Annotated in this window: 18 protein-coding genes; 11 read left to right on the top strand and 7 right to left on the bottom strand. The window is 69.3% G+C overall.

Annotation, left to right across the window (positions count from 1 at the left end):
* The first annotated feature begins 26 nt into the window (after positions 1-26).
* Positions 27-419, top strand: coding sequence for a hypothetical protein (locus ABD255_RS14710; RefSeq protein ID WP_344214017.1), 393 nt, complete (start codon positions 27-29; stop codon positions 417-419).
* Positions 420-477: 58 nt separating this feature from the next.
* On the opposite strand, the gene ligA is transcribed toward ABD255_RS14710, so the two are convergent.
* The 7 genes from ligA to ABD255_RS14675 form a co-directional block, all read right to left on the bottom strand.
* Entirely contained in the window at positions 478-2,607 is a 2,130-nt protein-coding gene (gene ligA / locus ABD255_RS14705) for an NAD-dependent DNA ligase LigA (protein ID WP_344214015.1), read from the bottom strand.
* A 32-nt stretch (positions 2,608-2,639) separates the two neighbouring features.
* On the bottom strand, positions 2,640-3,611 hold the full coding sequence (locus tag ABD255_RS14700) for a uroporphyrinogen decarboxylase/cobalamine-independent methonine synthase family protein (RefSeq protein WP_344214013.1): 972 nt from the start codon (positions 3,609-3,611) through the stop codon (positions 2,640-2,642).
* A 37-nt stretch (positions 3,612-3,648) separates the two neighbouring features.
* Positions 3,649-4,737, bottom strand: a complete 1,089-nt coding sequence (gene mnmA, locus ABD255_RS14695) for a tRNA 2-thiouridine(34) synthase MnmA (RefSeq protein WP_344214010.1) — start codon at positions 4,735-4,737, stop codon at positions 3,649-3,651.
* A complete protein-coding gene (locus ABD255_RS14690) occupies positions 4,737-5,939 on the bottom strand; it encodes a cysteine desulfurase family protein (RefSeq protein ID WP_344214008.1) in 1,203 nt (400 codons plus the stop codon). The genes mnmA and ABD255_RS14690 overlap by 1 nt, the downstream gene beginning before the upstream one ends.
* A gap of 123 nt (positions 5,940-6,062) precedes the next feature.
* On the bottom strand, positions 6,063-6,932 hold the full coding sequence (locus ABD255_RS14685; protein WP_344214006.1) for an RNA polymerase sigma-70 factor: 870 nt from the start codon (positions 6,930-6,932) through the stop codon (positions 6,063-6,065).
* A gap of 31 nt (positions 6,933-6,963) precedes the next feature.
* Positions 6,964-7,578, bottom strand: coding sequence for a carboxymuconolactone decarboxylase family protein (locus ABD255_RS14680; protein ID WP_344214004.1), 615 nt, complete (start codon positions 7,576-7,578; stop codon positions 6,964-6,966).
* 121 nt (positions 7,579-7,699) lie between these two features.
* Positions 7,700-8,362 (bottom strand): nucleotidyltransferase domain-containing protein, encoded by a 663-nt coding sequence (locus ABD255_RS14675; RefSeq protein ID WP_344214002.1) that lies wholly within the window; start codon positions 8,360-8,362, stop codon positions 7,700-7,702.
* A 130-nt stretch (positions 8,363-8,492) separates the two neighbouring features.
* Here ABD255_RS14675 and ABD255_RS14670 point away from each other — a divergent pair, with 130 nt between their 5' ends.
* From ABD255_RS14670 to menC, 10 genes are all read left to right on the top strand, one after another.
* Positions 8,493-9,881 carry a serine hydrolase domain-containing protein gene (locus ABD255_RS14670; protein ID WP_344214000.1) on the top strand — a complete coding sequence of 463 codons (1,389 nt, stop codon included), beginning with the start codon at positions 8,493-8,495 and terminating at the stop codon, positions 9,879-9,881.
* A 168-nt stretch (positions 9,882-10,049) separates the two neighbouring features.
* Positions 10,050-11,648, top strand: a complete 1,599-nt coding sequence (locus ABD255_RS14665; RefSeq protein WP_344213998.1) for an ABC transporter substrate-binding protein — start codon at positions 10,050-10,052, stop codon at positions 11,646-11,648.
* A 43-nt stretch (positions 11,649-11,691) separates the two neighbouring features.
* Positions 11,692-12,750: an ABC transporter permease gene (locus ABD255_RS14660; protein ID WP_344213996.1), complete on the top strand. Its 1,059-nt coding sequence runs from the start codon at positions 11,692-11,694 to the stop codon at positions 12,748-12,750.
* Positions 12,750-13,667, top strand: a complete 918-nt coding sequence (locus ABD255_RS14655) for an ABC transporter permease (RefSeq protein ID WP_344213994.1) — start codon at positions 12,750-12,752, stop codon at positions 13,665-13,667. The genes ABD255_RS14660 and ABD255_RS14655 overlap by 1 nt, the downstream gene beginning before the upstream one ends.
* Positions 13,664-14,686 (top strand): ABC transporter ATP-binding protein, encoded by a 1,023-nt coding sequence (locus ABD255_RS14650; protein WP_344213992.1) that lies wholly within the window; start codon positions 13,664-13,666, stop codon positions 14,684-14,686. Before ABD255_RS14655 ends, ABD255_RS14650 begins: the two co-directional genes overlap by 4 nt.
* Positions 14,683-15,669, top strand: coding sequence for an ABC transporter ATP-binding protein (locus tag ABD255_RS14645; protein ID WP_344213990.1), 987 nt, complete (start codon positions 14,683-14,685; stop codon positions 15,667-15,669). The genes ABD255_RS14650 and ABD255_RS14645 overlap by 4 nt, the downstream gene beginning before the upstream one ends.
* A gap of 40 nt (positions 15,670-15,709) precedes the next feature.
* Positions 15,710-19,060 (top strand): serine hydrolase, encoded by a 3,351-nt coding sequence (locus ABD255_RS14640; RefSeq protein ID WP_344213988.1) that lies wholly within the window; start codon positions 15,710-15,712, stop codon positions 19,058-19,060.
* The gene (locus tag ABD255_RS14635; RefSeq protein ID WP_344213986.1) at positions 19,060-20,223 is read left to right on the top strand and encodes a M20 family metallopeptidase; all 1,164 of its coding nucleotides are present in this window, start codon (positions 19,060-19,062) and stop codon (positions 20,221-20,223) included. Before ABD255_RS14640 ends, ABD255_RS14635 begins: the two co-directional genes overlap by 1 nt.
* Positions 20,220-21,107: a GNAT family N-acetyltransferase gene (locus ABD255_RS14630; RefSeq protein ID WP_344213984.1), complete on the top strand. Its 888-nt coding sequence runs from the start codon at positions 20,220-20,222 to the stop codon at positions 21,105-21,107. Before ABD255_RS14635 ends, ABD255_RS14630 begins: the two co-directional genes overlap by 4 nt.
* Positions 21,107-22,210 (top strand): o-succinylbenzoate synthase, encoded by a 1,104-nt coding sequence (gene menC / locus ABD255_RS14625; protein WP_344213982.1) that lies wholly within the window; start codon positions 21,107-21,109, stop codon positions 22,208-22,210. The genes ABD255_RS14630 and menC overlap by 1 nt, the downstream gene beginning before the upstream one ends.
* The last annotated feature ends 63 nt before the right edge of the window (positions 22,211-22,273 follow it).

Here is a 22,273-nt window from a genome sequence, read left to right as displayed (position 1 = left end):
CAAGGCTGCTGGCCGCCCTGCTGCGTGTGCCAACCGCCCTGACCCTGCTGGCCTTGCTGGCCCCAGGGCTGCTGCTGGTAGCCACCCGGCTGCGGGGCCTGCTGACCCCAACCGCCCTGACCGGGCTGTTGCGGCTGACCTGGCTGCGGTTGCCCGGGCTGACCCCAGCCACCGCCACCTTGCTGCGGCGGCTGTCCCTGACCTGGCTGCGGCTGAACAGGCGGCTGCCCCGGCTGCTGGCCGCCGGGGCGCTGACCCCAACCACCGCCGCCCTGACCCGGCTGCTGTCCCCAGCCGCCTTGTCCTGGCTGGCCTCCGGGCTGTCCCCCTTGCCCGCCCGGCTGTCCCCCCGGCTGCCCAGGACCCCACGGTCCTTGTGGCGGCGTAGTCATATGCGCTCCTTAGAAACCCACGTGTAGAAGGTGCAAACTAACAGTCGGACGGATCAGGAGCCGCGCCGGATCCCACCGTGCGCAACTATCCTTCGTCGGGCTCCGGTGTGGTCGCCACCGCGGCCGCCGCTTCGGGGCCTTCGTCGAGCAGGATCCGGAAACCGGTCCCGTCCAGAATCCTGACACCCAGCTGAACGGCCTTGTCGTACTTGGATCCCGGCGAATCGCCCACCACCACGAACGAGGTCTTCTTCGACACCGAACTGGCCGCCTTGCCACCGCGGGACACGATCGCCTCGGTCGCCTCGTCGCGGCTGAACCCCTCGACGGTGCCGGTCACCACGATCGACAACCCGGTCAGCGTCTGCTCGACGGCCGGTCCGGTGCGCTCCTGCCGCAACTGGACGCCGGCGGCCTTCCACTTGTCCACGATCGCCTGGTGCCAGTCGACCTGGAACCACTCGATCACCGCGTGCGCGATGGTCGGGCCGACGCCCTCGATCTGGGCCAGTTCCTCCTCCGAGGCGGCCCGGATCGCGTCGATGTCGTCGTACGCCGCCGCGAGCGCGGCCGCCGCGGTCGGGCCGACGTGCCGGATCGAGAGCGCGACCAGCCCGCGGGTCAACGGCTGCGTCTTGGCCTGCTCGAGATTCGCGATCAGCTTCTGCGAGTTCGCCGACAGCGCGCCGGCCTTGGTGGTGAAGAAGGCACTCCGGGCCAGGTCTTCCTCGGTCAGCGCGAACAGGTCGCCCTCGTCGGCGATCAGTTCGCTGCTGATCAGCGCGTCCGCGGCCTTGAAGCCGAGCACCTCGATGTCGAACGCGGACCGGCCGGCCAGGTGGAAGATCCGCTCGCGCACCTGGGCCGGGCAGGACTGGGAGTTGGGGCAGCGGATGTCCACGTCCCCTTCCTTCATCGGCCGCAGTTCCGTTCCACAGGAAGGACACTCGGTCGGCATCCGGAACGGGTAGGCGTCGTCGGGGCGTAGCTCCATCACCGGGCCGAGGATCTCGGGGATCACATCGCCCGCTTTGCGCAGGACGACGGTGTCGCCGATCCAGACGCCCTTGCGCTCGACCTCCTGGCTGTTGTGCAAGGTGGCGAACTCGACCGTCGAGCCGGCCACCCGGACCGGTTCCATCACGCCGTACGGGGTGACGCGGCCGGTGCGGCCGACGTTGACCTCGATGTTCAGCAGCTTGGTGGTGACCTCTTCCGGCGGGTACTTGTACGCGATCGCCCAGCGCGGAGCACTCGAGGTCGAGCCCAGGGCGCGCTGCAGATCGACCTCGTCGACCTTGACCACGACACCGTCGATCTCGTGGTCCACGGAGTGCCGGTTCTCGCCGTAGTACTCGATGAACTTGTTGACGTCGGCCAGGGTCTCGACCCGGCGGGCGCGGTCGCTGACCGGCAGACCCCAGGCCTTCAGCTGCTCGTACGCCTCCGAGAGGCGGCCGATGTGCCACCCCTCGACCTTGCCGAGACCGTGCACGACGAAGCGCAGCGGGCGGGTCGCGGTGACCCGGGGGTCCTTCTGCCGCAGCGAACCGGCGGCGCTGTTGCGCGGGTTGGAGAACGGGTCCTTGCCCGCCTCGACCAGCTGCGCGTTCAGCTCGGTGAAGTCCTCGACCCGGAAGTAGACCTCGCCGCGGACCTCCAGGAAGGTGGGCAGGTCGTCGCCGTTCAGTTCGTTCGGGATCACGTCGATGGTGCGGACGTTCAGCGTGACGTCCTCACCGGTCCGGCCGTCGCCGCGGGTGGCGCCGCTGACCAGCCGGCCGTTCTCGTAGACCAGGTCGAGCGCCAGGCCGTCGACCTTGAGCTCGCACAGGAAACCGCTGTCGTTGATCTGCTTGACCGTGACCTCGCGCTCCAGCCGCTTCGCCCAGGCGTCCATCTGCTCGGCCGAGAACGCGTTGCCCAGGCTCTCCATCCGCGTCGGGTGCTGGACCGGGGTGAACAGCGTCGAGATCGGTACGCCGACCTTCTGCGTCGGCGAGTCCGGCGTCTGCAGCTCGGAGTACTGCTCCTCGAGGCCCTGCAACTCGTGCATCAACGCGTCGAAGTCGGCGTCGGAGATGGTCGAGGTGGCCATGTAGTAGCGGAACCGGTGCTCCTCGATCTCCCGGCTCAGCTCCGCGTGCCTGGCCTTCACCTCGGGCGGCGCGGCAGGCTGATCGGCGGCTGTCGTGTCGGGAATCTCCGTACTCATGAAGGAGAACTTACCGCCGACGACCGACGAAATTAGGCTTCTGCGGCCTCTGCCACGACATCGGCTGTACGGCGCAACAGCTCCAGGCGGGCGCGGGCGTCGTCCGGTGACGGGGAGCCCGCGAGTCCGCACGCTGGGGTGATGACGACCTGCTTGAGCAGCTCGTGGGACAGCCCGATCTCGTGCCAGCGGCGGAGCAGAGTCTCGGCCGCCTTCTCGGGATGCGGGACTGCGCCGGTGGTCGGTACTACGCCCGCATACAGGGTGATGTCGTCCTCCACCGCCAGCGCGATCTGCTCCCAAGCCTGCTCCGTGAGCAAAGCCAGGTCTACAGCGACTCCCTGGGCTCCGGCCTTGCGGAACACCTCGATGGGAGGCCGCGCCGCGCAGCAGTGCACCACGGTGATCGCAGGAGCTACTGCTTCCAGAGCCGGAGTCAGGAGCTCTACGGCTCCCGGCCCGTCGACAGAGCGATGCTTGCCCCAGCCACTGGCCGTCGGAACAGCCCCAGCCAGTACTGCGGGCAGCGCCGGCTCATCCAGTTGTACGACGAGCTCAGCCCCGGGGACTCGTCGCCGTACCTCGGCCACGTGTTCCTGAAGCCCATAAGCAAGCGCCTCCGCCAGGTCTCGCCTAGCTCCGTGGTCGGCGAGCACCTTGTCGCCGCGAGGTAGCTCCACCGTCGCCGCGAGCGTCCACGGTCCGGTGACCTGCAGCTTCAGCGGACCGGTATAGCCGTCGGCAAGCTCTTCGAGAACGTCCAGGTCCTGCAGGAGCCGAGACCGGGCTCTGCGCTGGTCCAAGCTCGCCCGCGGGTCGTTGCCGCCGGTAAGCCGCCAGCCCGCCGGCTGAAGGTCCATCGCCAACTGCGTGACCAGACCCGCGGCACGGCTCACCATGTCGCTGTATTGCCGAGCAGGAAGCTCCGGGAGAAACGGGATGCTGACAGCGTCCAGGACCACCTTCAGCCACTCGTGCAGATCCTCCCCAGGCAGCGAACCCATCGCGGTTGTCGCTGCCGGACCGAAAGGACTACTCACATCAGACTTTCTGGGTAGCGCGCTGGACGGTGTCGATGGTGGCCGAGCCGATGACGCGGGTGCCGTCGTACAGGACTACCGCCTGGCCGGGCGCCACCGCGTCCGCGGGCTCGTCGAACTCGACCAGGACCTGGCCGTCGTCCAGGCGCGCGGTGACGGCGATCTCCTCGCCGTGGGCGCGCAGCTGGGCCTTGGCCTGGATGGTGCCGGTCGGGACCGGGCCGCACCAGCGCGGCTTCGAGGCGGTCAACCGCTCGACCGCGAGCTCCGCGCGCGAGCCGACGGTGACGGTGCGGTCCACCGGGGAGATGTCGAGGACGAAGCGCGGCTTGCCGTCGGCGGCCGGAGTACCGATCTTCAGGCCCTTGCGCTGGCCGACGGTGAAACCGTGGGTGCCCTGGTGCTCGCCCAGCTTGTTGCCCTGGGCGTCGACGATGTCGCCCGGCGCCTCCCCCAGCTGCTTGCCGAGGAAGCCCGCGGTGTTGCCGTCGGCAATGAAGCAGATGTCGTGGCTGTCCGGCTTGGCCGCCACCGCCAGACCGCGGCGCTCGGCCTCGGCCCGGATCTCGGTCTTGTTCGTGTCACCGAGCGGGAAGAACGCGTGCGCGAGCTGCTGCTGGGTGAGCACGCCGAGCACGTAGGACTGGTCCTTCGCCGGGTCCACCGCACGGTGCAGCTCGCGCCCCGCCGGAGTCTCCACGATCTGCGCGTAGTGCCCGGTCGCGACGGCGTCGAAGTCGAGCGCCAGCGCCCGCTCGAGGACCGCGCTGAACTTGACCTTCTCGTTGCACCGCAGGCACGGGTTCGGCGTCCGGCCGGCCGCGTACTCCGCGACGAAGTCCTCCACCACGTCCGCGTGGAACCGCTCGGCCAGGTCCCAGACGTAGAACGGGATGCCGATCACGTCCGCGGCTCGCCGGGCGTCCCGGGAGTCCTCGATCGTGCAACAGCCGCGAGCACCGCTGCGGTACGACTGCGGGTTACGGCTCAGGGCGAGGTGTACGCCGACCACGTCGTGCCCGGCCTCGGCCATCCGCGCCGCCGCGACGGCGGAGTCCACCCCGCCGGACATGGCTGCGAGTACCCGCATCAGTTGTTCCTTCCCACGTTCTGCAATCCGGCGGACATCGCCCGCTCGACCACTGGACCGATGTGGTCCAGTACGGCGTCCACGTCGGCTTGCGTGGACGTGTGCCCCAGGGTGAACCGGAGCGAGCCGCGCGCCCGCTGGTCGTCGTACCCCATCGCCAGCAGTACGTGGCTCGGCTCGGCCACGCCGGCGTTGCACGCGGACCCGGTGGAGACCTCGATCCCCCGCGCGTCCAGCAGCAGGAGCAGCGAGTCTCCCTCGCAGTCCTTGAACGACAAGTGTGCGTTACCGGGCAAACGCCGTACCGGGTCCCCCGACAGCTTGGCGCCCTCGATCGTGCCGACGATGCCGTCGACCAGCCGGTCGCGCAGGCCGATCAGCCGCTGGGCCTCGTCAATCTGCCGCTTGACCGCGTGCTCCACCGCGACCGCGAACCCGGCGGTGGCCGGCGCGTCCAGGGTGCCCGACCGTACGTCGCGCTCCTGCCCGCCGCCGTGCAGGATCGGCACCAGCTTGGTCTCCTTGCGGACCACCAGCGCGCCGATCCCGTACGGGCCGCCGACCTTGTGGCCGGAGATCGTCATCGCGTCCACGCCCAGGGCGGCGAAGTCCACCGGCACCTGACCGACCGCCTGGACCGCGTCGGTGTGCATCGGGATCTCGTGGGCCTGGGCCAGCGCGGCGATCTCCTGGATCGGCTGGAGCGTGCCGACCTCGTTGTTCGCCATCATCAACGTGACGAAGGACACGGACTCAGGGTCCTGCTCGATCGCTCGTTGTACTTCCTCGGGGCGTACCCGGCCCAGTTCGTCGACCGGGAGCCACTCGAGCTCCGCCCCTTCGTGCTGGGCGAGCCAGACGGCAGGATCCAGTACTGCGTGGTGCTCGACCCCGCTGAGCAGGATCCGGCGCCGGCGCGGGTCCTCCGTCAGCCGGGCCCACCAGAGGCCCTTCAGGGCGAGGTTGTCCGCCTCGGTGCCGCCGGAGGTGAACACGACCTCGCTCGGCTGTGCGTTGAGCGCCGCGGCGATGGTCTCGCGCGACTCCTCGACGGTACGCCGGGCGGCCCGGCCGGACCCGTGCAGTGACGAGGCGTTGCCGGTCCGCCCGAGGTGAGAGGTCATCGCCTCGATCGCCGCGGGCAGCATCGGTGTCGTCGCGGCGTGGTCGAGGTAGACCGTGCGACGGCCAGAAGAGGTCATAACACCCTCAAGAGTATGTCCGCGGCCGTTGTTCCCGCGCAGGGGTTCCCACCGGCGCGTGGCTGCGGCCCGGGGCGCTTCCCGCGTGTGGGGCCCCGGGCCAACGCCCTTCCCCGCGTGTGGTCACCGGGCCAGGGGCGCCTCGGTGGTGAGCCAGGCGAGCTTGTGCGGGTTGCTGACGGCGTAGACGCGGCTGATCCGGCCGTCCTCGACGACCAGGCTGATCGCCGTGTTGAACTCGCCGCCGGGATCGACCCGGATCGCGGGCGCCCCGTTGAGCCAGGCCACGGTCAGCTCGAGGCCGGGCGCGAACTTGTGCATGGTCGTGAGCAGGTTGGCCACCTTGCGCGCTCCTTGGACCGGCACCTTGACCGCCGTGACCACGCCGCCTCCGTCGGCGACCAGGACGACGTCGGGCGCCAGGACGTCGAGCAGACTCTGCAGCTCGCCGGTCCGGACCGCCGCGAGGAAGCGCTCGACCACCACCTGCTGCTCGGCCCGGCCCACCTGCGTCCGTGGCCGGCGGGCGGCGACGTGATCGCGAGCCCGGCGCGCTATCTGGCGGACCGTCGCCTGGGTCTTGCCGACCGCCTCCGCGATCTCCTCGTACGGCGTATCGAACACCTCGCGCAGTACGAACACGGCCCGCTCGGTCGGCCCGAGTGTCTCCAGCACGGTCAGCAGCGCGATCGAGACGCTCTCGGCGAACTCGATGTCCTCGGCCACGTCCGGGCTGGTCAGCAGCGGCTCGGGCAGCCACTCGCCGACGTAGTCCTCGCGGCGGCGGGACAGAGTGCGCAACCGGTTGAGCGCCTGCCGGGTGGTGATCCGGACCAGGTAGGCCCGTGGGTCGCGTACCTCTGCCTGATCCGCGCTCGCCCACCGCAGCCAGGTCTCCTGCACCACGTCCTCGGCGTCGGCGGCCGAGCCGAGCATCTCGTACGCGACGGTGAAGAGCAGACTGCGGTGCCGAACGAACGGATCGTCGATCATGCCGGGAGACCGATCATGCTGTGGAGACCGATCATGCCGGCGAGCCGACGTCCGCCGACGGGGAGGCGACGTCCGCCGACGGGGTGGCGAGCGGTCGCAGGCCGCATGCCGCGGAGAACTCCTGCGAGCGGATGCCGAGGGCGATGTTGCCCCGCGCGCTGGCGTTCATGAAGCCGATCCTGGCGGTCAACTCCAGCAGTGCCGGCGCCCCGAGTTCCTTCAGCAACGCGGCGGACTGTTCGTCGGTGACGGTCAGCGGGGTCTGGCACATCGCCTCGGCGTACTCCATCACCTGCCGCTCCAAGTCCGTGAACGCATCGGACTCACGCCAGCGCGGCACCTCCCGGGCCTTGTCCTCGTCGAGCCCTTCGTTGTGCGCCATGAAGTAGCCGAGGTCCAGGCAGAAGCTGCAGCCGATCACGCTGGCCGCGGACATGGTCGCCAGCGACGCCAGGTTCGGCTCCAGCTGGTTCCACTTCTTGACCTTCTGGCCCAATCCCATCATGTCCTTGAAGACCGTCGGGTTGTTCCACATCACGCCGGCCGACTCCGGTACCTGGCCGAGCATCCGGCGGCTCATGATCTTGACCAGTCGTCCGTACAGGCCGGTGATCTCGACCTCGGGGATCCGGGTGGTGCTGGCCATGTCTCCTCCTGGGTGTGGCTTGAGTTGGCCTTGAATTGGCATGGAGACACCGGCCAACCGGTGGGCGTGACACCCAGGAGCGGATTCAGTGGGCCATCGTGACGCAAGTCACTGGCCGGCGTCAGCCGCGGATCTGCTCCAGCCAGGCGTGGTCCGGGTGGAGGTGATGGATCATCTCGGCGAGCCACGTCCGTTTGGCCGCCGACAGAAGTGGCAGCACGGCGGCGAGGTCGCCGCGGTCCCTCGGGCGGTCGAGCGCCGCCTTGTGGGCGAGCGTCATCTCCGGCGTCATGTAGCGGAGGCCGTCGTCGGCGATCCAGGTGACCTCGTCCAGGGCGTAGTCGAGGGTGCGGTCGCGGCGGAAGATCCAGCGGCCGTCGCGGTCGGGGTTGAGGGCGAGGTCGTACTCCCACGGAGCCAGCGCGTGGGCTCGCAGCCAGGCCTGCTCGGCATCGTCAGGGAGGTCCGGGCGCTGGTCGGTCAGCGGGAAGATCCGGCCGCTCGCAACCGACCAGAAGTCGTACCGGCCTTTCACGCAGTCCCGGAACAGCTCGACGTCCTTGCGCCAGAAGGAGATGTCGAGGTCCTCGTGCGGTCTCGGCATCCGGGTGAAGGCGTCGATCGACCAACCGCCGACGATCCACCAGTCGCCGCCGAAGCCCGCGAGCAGTTCCCTCGCCTCTTCGCGGCTCGCGGGTTTCACCGGTCCGTAGAGCCGCTGGAAGGCGAGCTCCTCGGGGTCGAGCCCGTCTTCGTACCAGTGCCGCTGCTCCCCTGTCTGCATCCCTCGATGGTCACACCGGTGACAGCAGCGCGGCCAGCAGGTATTCGCTTCGTCCGGATGGACGGATTCGGCTTCCGCAGTTGTCGTCGCGGACGAATACGGGCCGCTCGAGCGGTTCTACCGTCGGGGAATGGCGACCCTGAGCGAGATCGAGACGTGGCTTCACGACCGGCTGCCGGCGCTGCTGGCCGAGTACGAGGTCCCTGGTGCGGCAGTGGGGGTGTCCTTCGGTGGCGAGGTGATCGACCACGCCGCCGGCGTCCTGAGCAAGGCGACCGGTGTCGAGGCGACCGCCGACTCCGTGTTCCAGATCGGGTCGATCACGAAGGTGTGGACGACGACGCTGGTGATGCAGCTCGTGGACGAGGGCAAGGTCGAGCTGGACGCGCCGCTGCGCGACTACCTGACCGAGTTCGTCCTGGCGGACGACGCCGCGGCCGCCGAGATCACCGTCCGGCAGTTGCTGAGCCACACCTCGGGCTTCGAGGGCGACATCTTCAACGAGACGGGCAAGGGTGACGATGCCGTCGAGAAGTACCTGGCGACCTTGGCCGAAGTCACCCAGCTTTTCCCGCCGGGCGAGATGTTCTCCTACAACAACGCGGCGTTCACCGTGCTCGGCCGGTTGATCGAGGTACTGCGGGACAAGCCGTTCGACGCCTGCCTGCGGGAGTACCTCTTCACCCCGCTCGGGCTGAAGCACGCGGCCACCGACCCGTACGAGGCGATCCTGCATCGCGCCGCGGTCGGGCACATCCGGCCGACGCCCGAGGCGGAGCCTGTTCCCGCGCCGGTCTGGGCCCTCAACCGCTCGATGGCCGCGGCGGGCGCCATGCTCGCGATGCAGCCGCGGGATCTGCTCGCCTTCGCCCAGCTGCACCTGGACTCCGGGAAGGCAGCTGACGGCACCCAGGTACTGAGCGCAGCGAGCGTCGAGGCGATGCAGGAGCCGCAGGTGAAGGTTCCTGCGCTCGGCCTGATGGGTGACTCGTGGGGGCTGGGCTGGGAGCTGTTCGACTGGGCCGGCACCAAGGTGATCGGGCATGACGGCGGGACCATCGGTCAGGGCGCGTTCCTGCGCGTCGTTCCCGAGCACGGGCTCGCGGTCACGCTGCTGACCAACGGCGGAGACCTGATCGACCTGTACCGAACCGTCGTCGGGCACGTGGTGAAGGAGCTCGCCGGCCTGGAGTTGCCGGCCTTGCCGACGCCGCCGGCCGCACCGGTGCAGGTCGAGGTCGACCGGTTCCTCGGGACCTACAGCTGTGAGGTCGCGGACGTGACCATCCGGCAGGACGAGGACGGGAAGGTCTGGCTCGACCAGACGCCGAAGGGAATCTTCGCCGAGCTGGGCGCGAAGCCCGAGCCGGTCGAACTGGTGGGCCGGGACGAGCAGAGCCTGATCGCGCTGAAGCCTGAGAACGGGTTCCACTCGCCGCACGTCTTCCTGGGCGACGACGGCACCGGCCGGGCCCTCTACATCCACAGCGGCCGCGCGATGCGCCGCGCCCCCGCCTGACCGGCCCGGCATTCGCCCCTGCCTGACCGATCCGGCATTCGCCCCCGTCCCTGCCTGACCGGTCCGGCGATGCGCCGGGCCCCGCCTGACCACCCGCCGGGCTCCGCCTGACCACCCATCTGCTTCATCCGGCCACAGACCCCCTGAACTTTTTTCCCCGGAGGCACCATGAGATCCGCATTCACCGTCGCAGTGGCCGGCGCGCTGGTCGCCGGGCTGGCGTTGTCCGCCTGCAGTTCGGGTTCGGAGACCACCAGTGCCGGGGGTGGCAAGCCGGTGGAGGGCCAGACGCTGACCATGGCGCTCGGGGCCGACCCGGGCAACCTGGATCCACAGTTCACCTCGCTGTCGGTCACCCACCAGGTCAACTGGTTCCTGTACGACGCCCTGGTGAACCTCGACCCGAGCGGGAAGATGGTGGCCGGCCTGGCGGAGAAGTGGGAGGGCACGACCACCAGCGCGAAGTACACGCTGCGCAAGGGGATCACCTGTGCCGACGGCAGTCCGCTGACCCCGAGCATGGTGGCCGAGAACATCACCTTCGTCGGCAATCCTGCCAACAAGTCCACCAGGATGGGCGTCTACGTCCCGCCGGGCGCCAAGGCGACCGCCGACGACGCGGCCGGAACCGTCACGGTGACAGCGGCCGCTCCGGACGCGTTCCTGGTCCGCAACGTCGGCGGCCTGCACATCGTGTGCGGCAAGGGGATGAAGGATCGCAACCTGCTCAAGCAGGGCTCGGACGGCACTGGCATGTTCACCGTGGCCGAGGCCGTCCCGGGCGACCACTACACGCTGAACCGTCGCAAGGAGTACGCCTGGGGTCCGGGCGACTTCAAGGCTGACCAGGCCGGCCTGCCGGACAAGGTGGTGCTCAAGGTCGTCGCCAACGAGACCACCTCGGCGAACCTGCTGCTGTCCGGTCAGGTCAACGTGGTTCCCATCGCGGGTCCTGAGAAGCAGCGTCTGGAAGCACAGAAGCTCTTCCAGCGCAGTGCCAGTACTCCGCTGGGTGAGCTGTGGTTCAACCAGAAGGCCTCGCTGCCGACCGCCGACCCCGCAGTACGCCGGGCGCTGACGCAAGGACTCGACCTGGCTCAGCTCGGCAAGGTGATCACCAGCGGAACCGGTACTCCGACTACCAGCCTGGTTGCCGCAGGCATGGGTCCGTGCTCCGAGGACACCGTGACCGGCAACCTGCCTGGGCACGACCAGGAGGCTGCCAAGGCTGCACTGGACGCGGCCGGGTGGAAGGCAGGTGCGGGTGGGATCCGGGAGAAGGGCGGGGCCAAGCTCTCGCTCGTCTTCTACTACCCGACGAGCCTCGGCCCGACGCTGCAGTCCGGCGCCGAGCTTCTGCAGAAGGCGTGGACCGAGCTCGGAGTTGAGGTCTCGCTGAAGGCGGTGTCCACTGCGGAGATCAGCACTGTGGTCCTCGCAGGGCAAGGCACCTGGCATGCCGGGCTAATCCCGCTCACGGTGTCGCTGCCCAGCCAACTCGTGAGCTTCCTGTCCGGTACGACGCCGCCCGACGGCAGCAACTTCTCCAGCATCAAGAACCCCGGGTACGACGCTGCTGTGGCCAAGGCCTCGTCCATCGCCGGGACGGACGGGTGCGGGGACTGGGCGGCGGCCGAGCGGGCGCTGTTCGAGCAGGTGAACGTGGTTCCGTTCGTGAACTCGACCGTGCCGATCTTCGGCAAGGGCGCGACCTTCGAACTGAGCCAGGGCAGCGTCATCCCGGGATCGATCCGGATGCTCGGTTGAGCACCCCGAGCACGTCCCGTCGGCCGGCGGAGCGGGTGAACCCATGACCACGACCCACGGCACGACCCACGGCACCACGATGCCCGGCGCCACGCCGCCTGGACCCGGCAGCACCGGCGGGTGGCGGGCCCCAGGCGCCTTGGCCGCCATGACCACCCACCCCTGGGTGCGGTTCGCCGTCAGGCGGCTTGGGCGGCTGGTTGTGTCGGTGCTGGCTCTGGTCACCGCTGCCTTCCTGATGATCCACCTGATCCCCGGCGACCCGGTCCGCTCAGCCCTCGGACCATCTGCCACCAAGAGCCTGATCGACGCACGCCGCGAGTCCCTAGGCCTCGACGACCCGCTCTGGCTGCAGTACCTGCAATTCCTGCAGCACCTGTTCACCGGCAACCTCGGTACGTCGATCACCACCGGCCTCCCCGTCTCCGACGTGATCCGTGACCGCCTCCCGGCCACGGTCCAACTGGCAGTCGGCGCCTTCCTGGTAGCCGTGCTGATCGCACTACCGGTCGGCCTCGTGCTGGGGGTCCTCACCCGGGCAGGTCGCAGGCCGAGGACAGAGTTGGGCTTCACCTCGACCACCGTGATCCTGGCCGCGATCCCCGAGTTCCTGCTCGCGGTCGGCCTGGTCTACGTCTTCTCGATGAAGCTCGGCTGGCTCCCGGTCGCCGGCCGGAGCAACGCCGCGTCGTACGTGCTGCCGGTCATCTCCCTGGCGATCGGACCCGCCGCGATCCTTGCCCGGATCTGCAGGGTGGAACTGCTCGCAGTACTGCAGACGGACTACCTGCGGACAGCTCGAGCCAAGCGACTACCGGCTCCCGCCATCTACCTGAGGCACGCACTACCCAACGCAGTAACGGCCACCATCACCCTGGGCGGTCTACTGCTCGGTGGAATGGTCGCAGGCACCGTGCTGGTCGAGAACGTCTTCGGCTGGCCTGGACTCGGCAGCACGATCGTCTCCTCCATCCTGGCCAAGGACTATCCACTAGTGCAGGGCGTAGTACTCGTGTACGGCGTCGGCGTCCTCCTGGTGAACCTGGTCGTCGACATCACCCTGGCCCTGCTGGATCCCCGTTCGACCATCCGGGAGAGCTGATGCGGACCAAGGCGACAAGGGCCCGCTGGCTCGCAGTACTGCGTACGCCGGTCGGCGCCGGCGCGGGGATACTCCTGCTCGGCGTACTCCTCCTGGCTCTGCTGGCTCCCATCCTCTGGTCCGACCAGGCGAGCGCGATCGACACCGAGCACCTGCTGGAAGGTTCCTCCGCGAGCCACTGGCTGGGCACGGACAACCTCGGCCGCGACATCTTCTACCGGGTCCTCGTAGCCTCGCGTACTTCGATCCTGCTGGCCCTCATGGCGACCGCGATCGCAGTACTGACGGGGCTTGCTCTCGGCACAGCGCCACTGCTTCTGGGCCGACGGGCCGGGCGACTCGTCACTGCCGTCGTGAACGTCGCCGTGGCGTTCCCTGGCCTGCTGCTCGCCCTCTTCTTCGCAGTGGTCTTCGGAGTCGGCGCGAAGGGCGCGGTGCTGGCCATCGGCTTCGCCGGAGCGCCGTCCTTCGCGCGACTGACCCAGACGCTGGCGGCCGGAGTAGCGGAACGGGACTTCGTCGCGGCCGCCCGGATCGCCGGAGTGGGCCGCTTCCGGATCCTGCTGCGGCACGTCCTCCCGAACGTCGCCGAACCGCTGGTGGTGAACGCGACGATCGGCGCGGGTGGCGCCCTGCTCGCCTTCTCCGGGTTGTCCTTCCTCGGCCTCGGCGTGCAGCCACCGGCGTACGACTGGGGGCGGTTGATGGGCGAGAGCCTCAACGGCATCTACGTGCATCCGGCCGCGGCGCTCGCGCCGGGCGTGGCCGTGGTCATCGCCGGGCTGGCGTTCAATCTGTTCGGCGAGGCGGTGGCGAAGGGCTTCGGAGTCACGGCCGTCATCGGACCGCGCTACCGCGGCCGGACGGCGGAAACCGTCCCCGCGGCGCCTGAAACGCCGAGGAAGTCCTGGTCGTGAGGGACCTGCGGGTCACCTTCCCCGGGCCGATCACGCCGGTCCGCGGGATCAGCTTCACCATCAGCAAGGGCGAGATCGTCGGCGTGGTCGGCGAGTCCGGTTCCGGCAAGAGCCTCACCGCGCTCGCCGTCGCCCAGTTGATCGAGCCGCCCGGCCAGGTGGAGGCCACCTCGCTGTCCTTCCTCGGTGCTCCGCTGCTCGGGCGACCGGCGGTTCGCAGTACTGCGGACGCGCGGCGACGGTCGCTGGGCACGTCGTTCGCGATGGTGTTCCAGGACCCGATGACCTCGTTCAACCCGACGAAGAGGATCGGGGTGCAACTCGCCGAAGGAGCCCGGGAGCACCAAGGGCTGAGTCGGCGTCAGGCGATGGCCCGGGCTATCGACCGGCTCCGCGCGGTCCGCGTCCCGGCGGCCGAGCGGCGGGCGGGGCAGTACCCGCACGAGTTCTCCGGCGGGATGCGGCAGCGGGCGATGATCGGGATGGGCCTGATGGGCGCGCCCGCGCTGATCGTCGCGGACGAGCCGACCACGGCCCTCGACGTCACCGTGCAGCGGCAGGTGTTGCGCCTGCTCGAGACGATCCGGCGGACCGACGACGTCGCAGTACTGCTGATCAGTCACGACATCACCGTTGTCGCGCAGGTGTGCGACCGGGTGATGGTGATGTACGCCGGACGCATCGTCGAGGTTCTTCCGGCGGCTGACCTCGCCACCGGGGCCAGCCATCCGTACACGCGGGCGCTGCTGGCCGCAGTACCGGATCTGGACACGGACCTGGACGAACCGCTGGCGGTGATTCCGGGTCGGCCAGTGGACCCGGCCCACTTGCCGGCCGGGTGTGCCTTCGCCGCGCGGTGCGAGTTCGCGCAGGATCGGTGCCGGGAAAGCGATCCCGACCTGGTCGGCCATGGTCCGGCTCATCAGGTGGCCTGTTGGAACCCTCAGGGAGACTCGGCTTGGCAGGCTGCGGGCAGACGGCACTTGGGCATCGAGTCGATCCGGACGGGACAACGATGAGCGAACTGCGCTTCGACCAGGTGACCGTCCGCTTCGGCACGGGCCGCAACGTCCTGACCGCCGTCGACGACGTCGAGTTGACCGTTCCGTCGGGCCAGGTCGTCGGTCTGGTGGGTGAATCCGGGTCCGGCAAGTCGACCCTGGCTCGGGCTGCGGTCGGCCTGACCGAGCAGGCCTCCGGGCAGATCCTGCTGGACGGCGTACCGCTGCGGCATAGCGCCGGGCAGCGCCGGCCGCTGCAGATGGTGTTCCAGGATCCGTACTCGTCCCTCGATCCACGGATGACCGTCGGCGACTCGATCGCCGAGGCCGTACCGCGGTCCGCCGGTGGTGCCAAGCATCGCCGGCAGGAGGTCGCACGGCTGCTCGGACTGGTCGGCCTCGATGCCGACCGCGCGGCGGCCTATCCCGGCGCGTTGTCGGGCGGCCAGCGGCAGCGGGTCGCGATCGCCCGGGCACTGGCCGGTCAGCCGGACGTCATCATCGCCGACGAGATCACCTCGGCGCTCGACGTGTCGATCCAGGGCACCGTACTGAACCTCGTCCGCGAACTGCAGCGCGAGTTGCACCTGTCGATGTTGTTCATCTCGCACAACCTCGCCGTCGTCCGGTACGTGAGCGACTTCATCGCGGTCATGTACCTGGGTCGCATCGTCGAGGTCGGGCCGGCCCGGGACGTCCTGACCGACCCGCAACACCCGTACACCAAGGAACTTCTCGCAGCGGCTCCCCAGCGCGGGACCACCTCCCTGTCCGAGCCGGATCCGGCTCTGCAGGCGGTCGCCGACGCCGAGCCCGCCGACCCGCACCACCCGCCGGCCGGCTGCCGGTTCCACCCCCGCTGTCCGATCGGCCCGCTGGTACTTCCCGGCCGCGAGGACTGCCTGACCATCGACCCCACCACCGAGGCGAGCCGTCGCCGTCACCGCACTGCCTGCCACCACGCGGCCGGTGCACTCCAGACGGTCGACCTCAGCCAGTGATCCACCACCCGCTGGTTCCGCAACCAAGGAGGACTTCACCGTGACCCGACGCTTGCGCATCGACGATCTGACCGAGCTCGCAGTACCGGAGCAGCCCGCGCTCTCGCCGGACGGCAGCCAGATCGCCTACGTACTGCGGATCAGCGACCTCGACGCCGACCGCTCCGTACGGAACCTGTGGCGGGTGTCCGCGTCCGGTGGAGAGCCTCAGCAGCTCACGCGCGCCGAGGCCGACGTGTCACCGGTCTGGTCTCCGGACGGAACCCAACTGGCCTTCCTCCGCGCCAAGGACGGCCCAGCCCAGCTCTGGTTGTTGCCAGCCGCAGGTGGTGAGCCCGAGCAGCTCACGACTCTGCCGCTCGGGGCTGGAGCGCCGCAGTGGAGCCCGGACGGCACGCGGATCGCCTTCAGTGCACCGGTTGACATCGCTGCCGCCGAAGGCGAGGACGATGAGGCCCGCAGCCGTCGGGCGAGCACGCCTGTCGTCACAGAGCGGCTGGACTACCAGGCCGATGGCGCAGGCCTACTCCGTACGATCCGCAAGCACGTGCATTTGCTGGATGTCGCGACCAAGAAGTGCCGTCAGGCCACTGAGGGCGACTGGCACGCAGGTGACCCGTCCTGGTCGTCGGACGGGACCAAGGTCGCCTTCGGAGCCGCCCCTTCCGCTGATGGCGACCTGAGGCCCACCGCACCGGCGTACGTGCTGGATGCGACCGACGCGAAGGCTCAGCCCGAGGTGGTCGGGCTCGCGGATGGCCTGGCGGGGCCGATCCTCTGGACCTCGGACGGCGAGAGCCTGCTCATCGTCGGCAACCCCGACGGCCCGGTCGGACACGCAGGGCTGCTGCGGCTCTCGCTCGGCAGCGGCGAGATCATCAACCTGGCGGCTCCCCTCGATCGCAACGTGATGCCCGGTGGACCGGCCTACCCGGGTGCGCTGCCAGTGCTGATCGAGGACGGCCGGACGGTCCTGTTCTGTGTCCGCGACCGCGGCTGCTCACACCTGTACTCCGTACCGGTGGCCGGCGGCACGCCCCGACGAGTGCTCGGCGAGCCGGGTCAGAACGTCTCGGGCTTGTCTGTCGCCTCCGGTGTCGCGGCCGTCGTGCTGACCACCCAGACGTCATACGGCGAGATCGTCACGGTCGACCTGGAGAGCGGCACCGCGACCCCGCGGACGACGTACGGCGAGACGCTGGCCGACGTCGAGCACTTCGCCCGGGAGGAGCGGGACTTCACGATCTCCGACGGCACTGTGGTGTCCGGCTGGCTCATCCGCGACCCGGAGGCCACCCAGCCCCAGCCGTTGCTGCTGGACATCCACGGCGGCCCGCACAACGCCTGGAACGCCGTGGCCGACGAGGTCCACCTCTACCACCAGGAACTCGCGTCCCGCGGCTGGAGCGTGCTGCTGCTGAACCCGCGCGGCAGTGACGGCTACGGCGAGGAGTTCTACAACGCGGCCCTCGGCGCCTGGGGTACGGCAGATGCGAAGGACTTCCTCGAGCCGCTGGACGAACTGGTTGCCGAAGGCATCGCAGACCCGAAGCGGCTGGCCGTCGCCGGGTACAGCTACGGCGGCTTCATGACCTGCTACCTGACCAGCCGGGACGACAGGTTCGCGGCAGCCGTCACCGGTGGAGTCGTCAGCGACCTGATCAGCATGGCGGGCACGTCGGACAGCGGGCACTTCCTCAGCGTGTACGAGCTCAACGGCCCCGGCGACTTCACCCCGATGTCACCGCTGAGCCAGGTCGACCAGATGAAGACACCGACGCTGGTAGTGCACGGCGACGCTGACGTTCGCTGCCCGATCGGTCAGGCCCAGCAGTGGCACACCGCCTTGCGTGAGCAGGGTGTGCCGACGCAACTGGTCCTCTACCCGGACGCCAGTCACTTGTTCATCGTCGAAGGCCGGCCGTCCCACCGACTCGACTTCAACCACCGCATCCTGGACTGGGTCGAGCAGTACGCCGGTGACGCCGCCGGACCACGCCGTGCCCGGATCGACGCGGCGCACTGGCAGCGCAGGCTCACCACCCTCGCCGCCAAGCACCGGGTTCCGGGAGCCACTCTGGGGATCCTGCGATTGCGGTCGGGCGCCGACGACGAACTGGTCGAGGCGGCGACCGGAGTACTCAACAAGGAGACCGGTGTAGCGACGACCACGGACTCCCTGTTCCAGATCGGCTCCATGTCGAAGGTCTGGACTGCGACGCTCGCCCTCCAACTGGTCGACGAGGGCCTGCTCGACCTGGACGCGCCGATCAGCCAGGTGCTGCCCGAACTGCAACTGAAGGATCCCGACGTCGCCAAGCAGGTGACGATGCGCCAACTACTCACCCACACCAGCGGGATCGACGGCGACGTCTTCACCGACACCGGCCGCGGCGACGACTGCTTGGAGAAGTACGTCGACCTGCTCGCCGAGGTCGGACAGAACCACCCGCTCGGCGCCACCTGGTCCTACTGCAACTCCGGCTTCTCCCTGGCCGGCCGGGTGATCGAGAAGCTCACCGGCAAGACCTGGGACCAGGCACTGCGCGAGCGGATGATCGGACCGCTCGGGCTGGAGCACACGGTCACGCTGCCGGAGGAGGCACTCCTGCATCGTGCCGCAGTGGGCCACATCGCCGAGGGCGAGGACGAGCCGGCCCGTGCTCCCGTCTGGGGTCTCCCCCGGTCGCTGGGTCCGGCCGGGCTGATCACGTCGACCGTCGCCGATGCACTGGGCTTCGCCCGCCTTCACCTGACTGGTGGTGTTGCGCCGGACGGCACCCGCTTGCTCAGCGAGGCAACGGTCGCCGCGATGGCCGACAAGCACGCGGACCTGCCGGACAAGCACTCGCTCGGTGACTCGTGGGGTCTGGGCTGGATCCGCTTCGGCTGGGGTGAGCATCGCCTGATCGGCCACGACGGCAACACGATCGGCCAGGCCGCCTTCCTGCGCGTACTCCCCGAGCAAGGGCTGGCAGTCACCCTGCTGACCAACGGCGGCAACACCCACGACCTGTACGAGGACCTGTACCGGGAGATCTTCGGTGAGCTGGCCGGGCTCGACATGCCTCTCCCGCTGGCTCCCGCGTCCGAGCCGCCCGAGGTGGACCTGCAGCGGCACGTCGGCCGGTACGAGCGAGCCAGCAGCCTCCAGGAGATCCTGGTCCGCGACGGCCACGCAGTACTGCGGGCGACGTTGACCGGGCCGTTGGCCGAGTTGATACCGGAGCCGACGCAGGAGTTCGACATGCTGCCGGCGGACGACAGCGGCGACCTGTTCGTCGTACGGCAGCCGGGATCGCTGACCTGGACGCCGATGACGTTCTACTCGTTGCCGACCGGTGAGAAGTACCTGCATTTCGGGGTCCGGGCAACGCCGAAGGTGGGCTGATGAGCGACCCTGAACTGGTCGAGCGAATGCGGGCGGCGCTGCCCGCGATGCTCGCGGACCTGGAGACGTTGGTGACCTGCGAGTCCCCCTCGGCGAGTCTCGCCGCCGTGGCTCGCAGCGCCGAGGTCGTCGCTCGCGTCGGGACGGAACTGCTCGGCGTCGCGCCGGAGTACGTGGTCATCGATGGGCGGACCCACCTGCGCTGGCGGCTCGGCGACGGGCCGACGCGGGTGCTGGTGCTCGGGCACCACGACACAGTCTGGCCGATCGGCTCGCTGGCGACGCATCCGTTCAGTGCGGTCGACGGCGTACTGCGTGGGCCTGGGTGCTTCGACATGAAGGCCGGTCTGGTGATGGCCTTCCACGCTGTCGCCGCGTTGCCTTCGACTGCGGGCGTCACCTTGCTGGTCACGGGTGACGAGGAGTTGGGATCGCCGTCGTCGCGCGAACTCATCGAGGCCGAGGCCCGTGGTTGCGCGGCCGCCTTGGTGCTGGAGGCATCGGCCGACGGCGGTGCGTTGAAGCTGGAGCGGAAGGGCGTGTCCAACTACGAGGTCCGGATCCACGGGCGAGCCGCGCATGCCGGGCTGGAACCCGAGCGCGGGGTGAACGCAAGCATCGAGGCGGCCCACCAGATCCTCGCGATCAGCCGGCTGGGTGACGCGGACCTCGGCACCAGCGTCACGCCTACCCTGCTGAACTCCGGTACGACGCGGAACACCGTGCCTGCGGCGGGGAGCTTCTTCGTCGATGCCCGGGTTCGCGATCTTGTCGAGCAGGATCGCGTGGACGCCGCGATGCAGGCGTTGACGCCTGTTCTCGACGGCGCGTCTCTGGAGGTGCTCGGTGGACCGAATCGGCCTCCGCTGGAACGGAAGGCTTCCGAGGATCTGTACCTACGGGCTGGTGAAATTGCTGCTGAGCTCGGGATCTCGCCGCTCAGCGGAACCTCCGTGGGTGGCGCCTCCGACGGCAACTTCACGGCGGGGATCGGTACGCCGACGCTGGATGGCCTGGGCGCAGTCGGTGGTGGTGCGCATGCCGACCACGAGCACGTTCTCGTGGCTGAACTGGCGCCGCGCACTGCTCTGCTGGCAGCGCTGATGATTGATCTCTTGGCCGCGTCCGTGCCTGCCGGTGCTGCTTTGATGGACAGATCATGAGCGCGCCGGAGCACCTCACGGTCGACTTCAGCTCTACCGCGGTGGCCGCAGAGTTGGCTGATGGGGCGGCCGCGGCGGCCGGAGTACGGGTTCGGGAGTTGACCGAGCTGAGCGAGTTGGACGGCGTGTATCGGCTCTACGACTCGATCTGGCGGCCCGACCCGAAGAACCCGCCGGTGACGACGGAACTCCTGCGGGCGTTGACGAAAGCCGGCAACTACGTGTCCGGCGCGTACGACGGGGACGAGCTGATCGGGGCCTGTGTCGGGTTCTTCGCCGCGCCTGCCGAGGTGGCGATGCACAGTCACGTCGCCGGTGTCTCGGGGGCGGCGCGCGGCCGGAACGTCGGGTTCGCGCTGAAGCTGCATCAGCGGGCCTGGGCGTTGCAGCGCGGGGTGGCCGCGATCTCGTGGACCTTCGATCCGCTGATCCGGCGAAACGCCTACTTCAACGTCGTGAAGCTCGCGGCCCGGCCGACGGAGTACCTGACGAACTTCTACGGCGACATGCGGGACGGGATCAACGCCGGCGACGACACGGATCGGCTGCTGGTGCGATGGCAGTTGGACGACCCGGCCGTGGCTGCCGCCGCCGCTCGTCAGCCGAGTGGGGTTGATGCGGGGCTGCTGGACGGAGCGACCGTCGCTTTGAATGCTGGGGATGACGGCCTGCCTTTGATCGGGGATGCGAGCGGGCGGACGGTGCTGGTCGCAGTACCGGCTGATGTGGAGGGGTTGCGGCGGACCGATCCCGCCGGAGCCAAGGCCTGGCGGGCCGCGCTGCGGGACGTGCTCGGCGGGCTGCTCGCGGATGGTGCGCGGGTGACGGGTTTCGACCGTAATGGCTGGTACGTGCTCGATGTGGCTGGGAAGGGATTGGCCTGATGAAGCTGACCGGAGTCGAACTGCGGCGGATCTCGCTGCCTTTGGTGTCGCCGTTCCGGACCTCGTTCGGGACCGAGACGACGCGGGAGGCGCTGCTGGTCCGGGCCGTCAGCACCGAGGCGGAGGGCTGGGGCGAGTGCGTCGCGATGGCGGCGCCGCTGTACTCGTCGGAGTACGTCGACGCGGCGGCCGACGTACTGCGGCGCTTCTTCGTGCCGGCGTTGGCGGCCGTCGAGCGGCTGGACGCCGCGGCGGTGGCGCCGGCGCTGGCGAAGTTCCACGGCCACCGGATGGCGAAGGCGGCGCTGGAGACCGCGGTACTGGATGCGGAACTGCGGGCGGAAGGCCGGCCGCTGGCGCGTGAGCTCGGGGCTGTGCACGACCGGGTGCCGTGTGGTGTCTCGGTCGGCATCATGGACTCGATCGGCGAATTGCTCGACGCCGTCGGCGGCTACCTCGACGAGGGCTACCTGCGGATCAAGCTGAAGATCCAGCCCGGCTGGGACGTGGAACCGGTCGCCGCCGTCCGCGAACGCTTCGGCGACGTACTGCTGCAGGTCGACGCCAACACCGCCTACACCGTCGCGGACGCCCGGCATCTGGCTCGGCTGGATCCGTTCGACCTTCTCCTGATCGAACAACCCCTGGACGAGGAAGACGTGCTCGGGCACGCGGAACTGGCTCGGCTGATCAAAACTCCGGTCTGTCTGGACGAATCGATCACGTCGGCCCGCTCCGCCGCCGCGGCCATCAGCTTGGGCGCCTGCTCCATCGTGAACGTCAAACCCGGGCGAGTAGGCGGCTACCTGGAAGCTCGCCGGATCCATGACGTGTGCGTTGCCCACGGCATCCCGGTCTGGTGCGGCGGCATGCTGGAAACCGGTCTGGGCCGGGCCGCCAACGTCGCTCTGGCGGCTCTTCCTGGCTTCACGCTTCCCGGCGACACGTCCGCGTCCAGCCGCTACTACCAGACCGACATCACTGCTCCCTTCACCCTGGACGTCGGGCATCTCGCCGTGCCTTCCGCTCCTGGCATCGGTGTCGACCCGCTGCCGGACGAACTCGACGCCGTCACTACCGGCACGGAATGGCTGGCTCTCTAGAGAGGCACTTGTCGGAATGGACCAACTGGACTACTGATTCTGTCCGGCTGGACGAACTAGGCT

It is taken from the genome of Kribbella sancticallisti, assembly GCF_039530625.1.
Classification (GTDB): domain Bacteria; phylum Actinomycetota; class Actinomycetes; order Propionibacteriales; family Kribbellaceae; genus Kribbella; species Kribbella sancticallisti.
Note: the sequence above shows the minus strand (reverse complement) of the source record. Positions and strands in the feature narration are given on the sequence as shown.

Bases quoted from the DNA above. Each gene is read 5' to 3' on its own strand.
- ligA (WP_344214015.1), bottom strand. From the start codon at position 2,607: ATGAGTACGGAGATTCCCGACACGACAGCCGCCGATCAGCCTGCCGCG.
- ABD255_RS14700 (WP_344214013.1), bottom strand. From the start codon at position 3,611: ATGGGTTCGCTGCCTGGGGAGGATCTGCACGAGTGGCTGAAGGTGGTC.
- mnmA (WP_344214010.1), bottom strand. From the start codon at position 4,737: ATGCGGGTACTCGCAGCCATGTCCGGCGGGGTGGACTCCGCCGTCGCG.
- ABD255_RS14690 (WP_344214008.1), bottom strand. From the start codon at position 5,939: ATGACCTCTTCTGGCCGTCGCACGGTCTACCTCGACCACGCCGCGACG.
- ABD255_RS14685 (WP_344214006.1), bottom strand. From the start codon at position 6,932: ATGATCGACGATCCGTTCGTTCGGCACCGCAGTCTGCTCTTCACCGTC.
- ABD255_RS14680 (WP_344214004.1), bottom strand. From the start codon at position 7,578: ATGGCCAGCACCACCCGGATCCCCGAGGTCGAGATCACCGGCCTGTAC.
- ABD255_RS14675 (WP_344214002.1), bottom strand. From the start codon at position 8,362: ATGCAGACAGGGGAGCAGCGGCACTGGTACGAAGACGGGCTCGACCCC.
- ABD255_RS14670 (WP_344214000.1), top strand. From the start codon at position 8,493: ATGGCGACCCTGAGCGAGATCGAGACGTGGCTTCACGACCGGCTGCCG.
- ABD255_RS14665 (WP_344213998.1), top strand. From the start codon at position 10,050: ATGAGATCCGCATTCACCGTCGCAGTGGCCGGCGCGCTGGTCGCCGGG.
- ABD255_RS14660 (WP_344213996.1), top strand. From the start codon at position 11,692: ATGACCACGACCCACGGCACGACCCACGGCACCACGATGCCCGGCGCC.
- ABD255_RS14655 (WP_344213994.1), top strand. From the start codon at position 12,750: ATGCGGACCAAGGCGACAAGGGCCCGCTGGCTCGCAGTACTGCGTACG.
- ABD255_RS14645 (WP_344213990.1), top strand. From the start codon at position 14,683: ATGAGCGAACTGCGCTTCGACCAGGTGACCGTCCGCTTCGGCACGGGC.
- ABD255_RS14635 (WP_344213986.1), top strand. From the start codon at position 19,060: ATGAGCGACCCTGAACTGGTCGAGCGAATGCGGGCGGCGCTGCCCGCG.
- ABD255_RS14630 (WP_344213984.1), top strand. From the start codon at position 20,220: ATGAGCGCGCCGGAGCACCTCACGGTCGACTTCAGCTCTACCGCGGTG.
- menC (WP_344213982.1), top strand. From the start codon at position 21,107: ATGAAGCTGACCGGAGTCGAACTGCGGCGGATCTCGCTGCCTTTGGTG.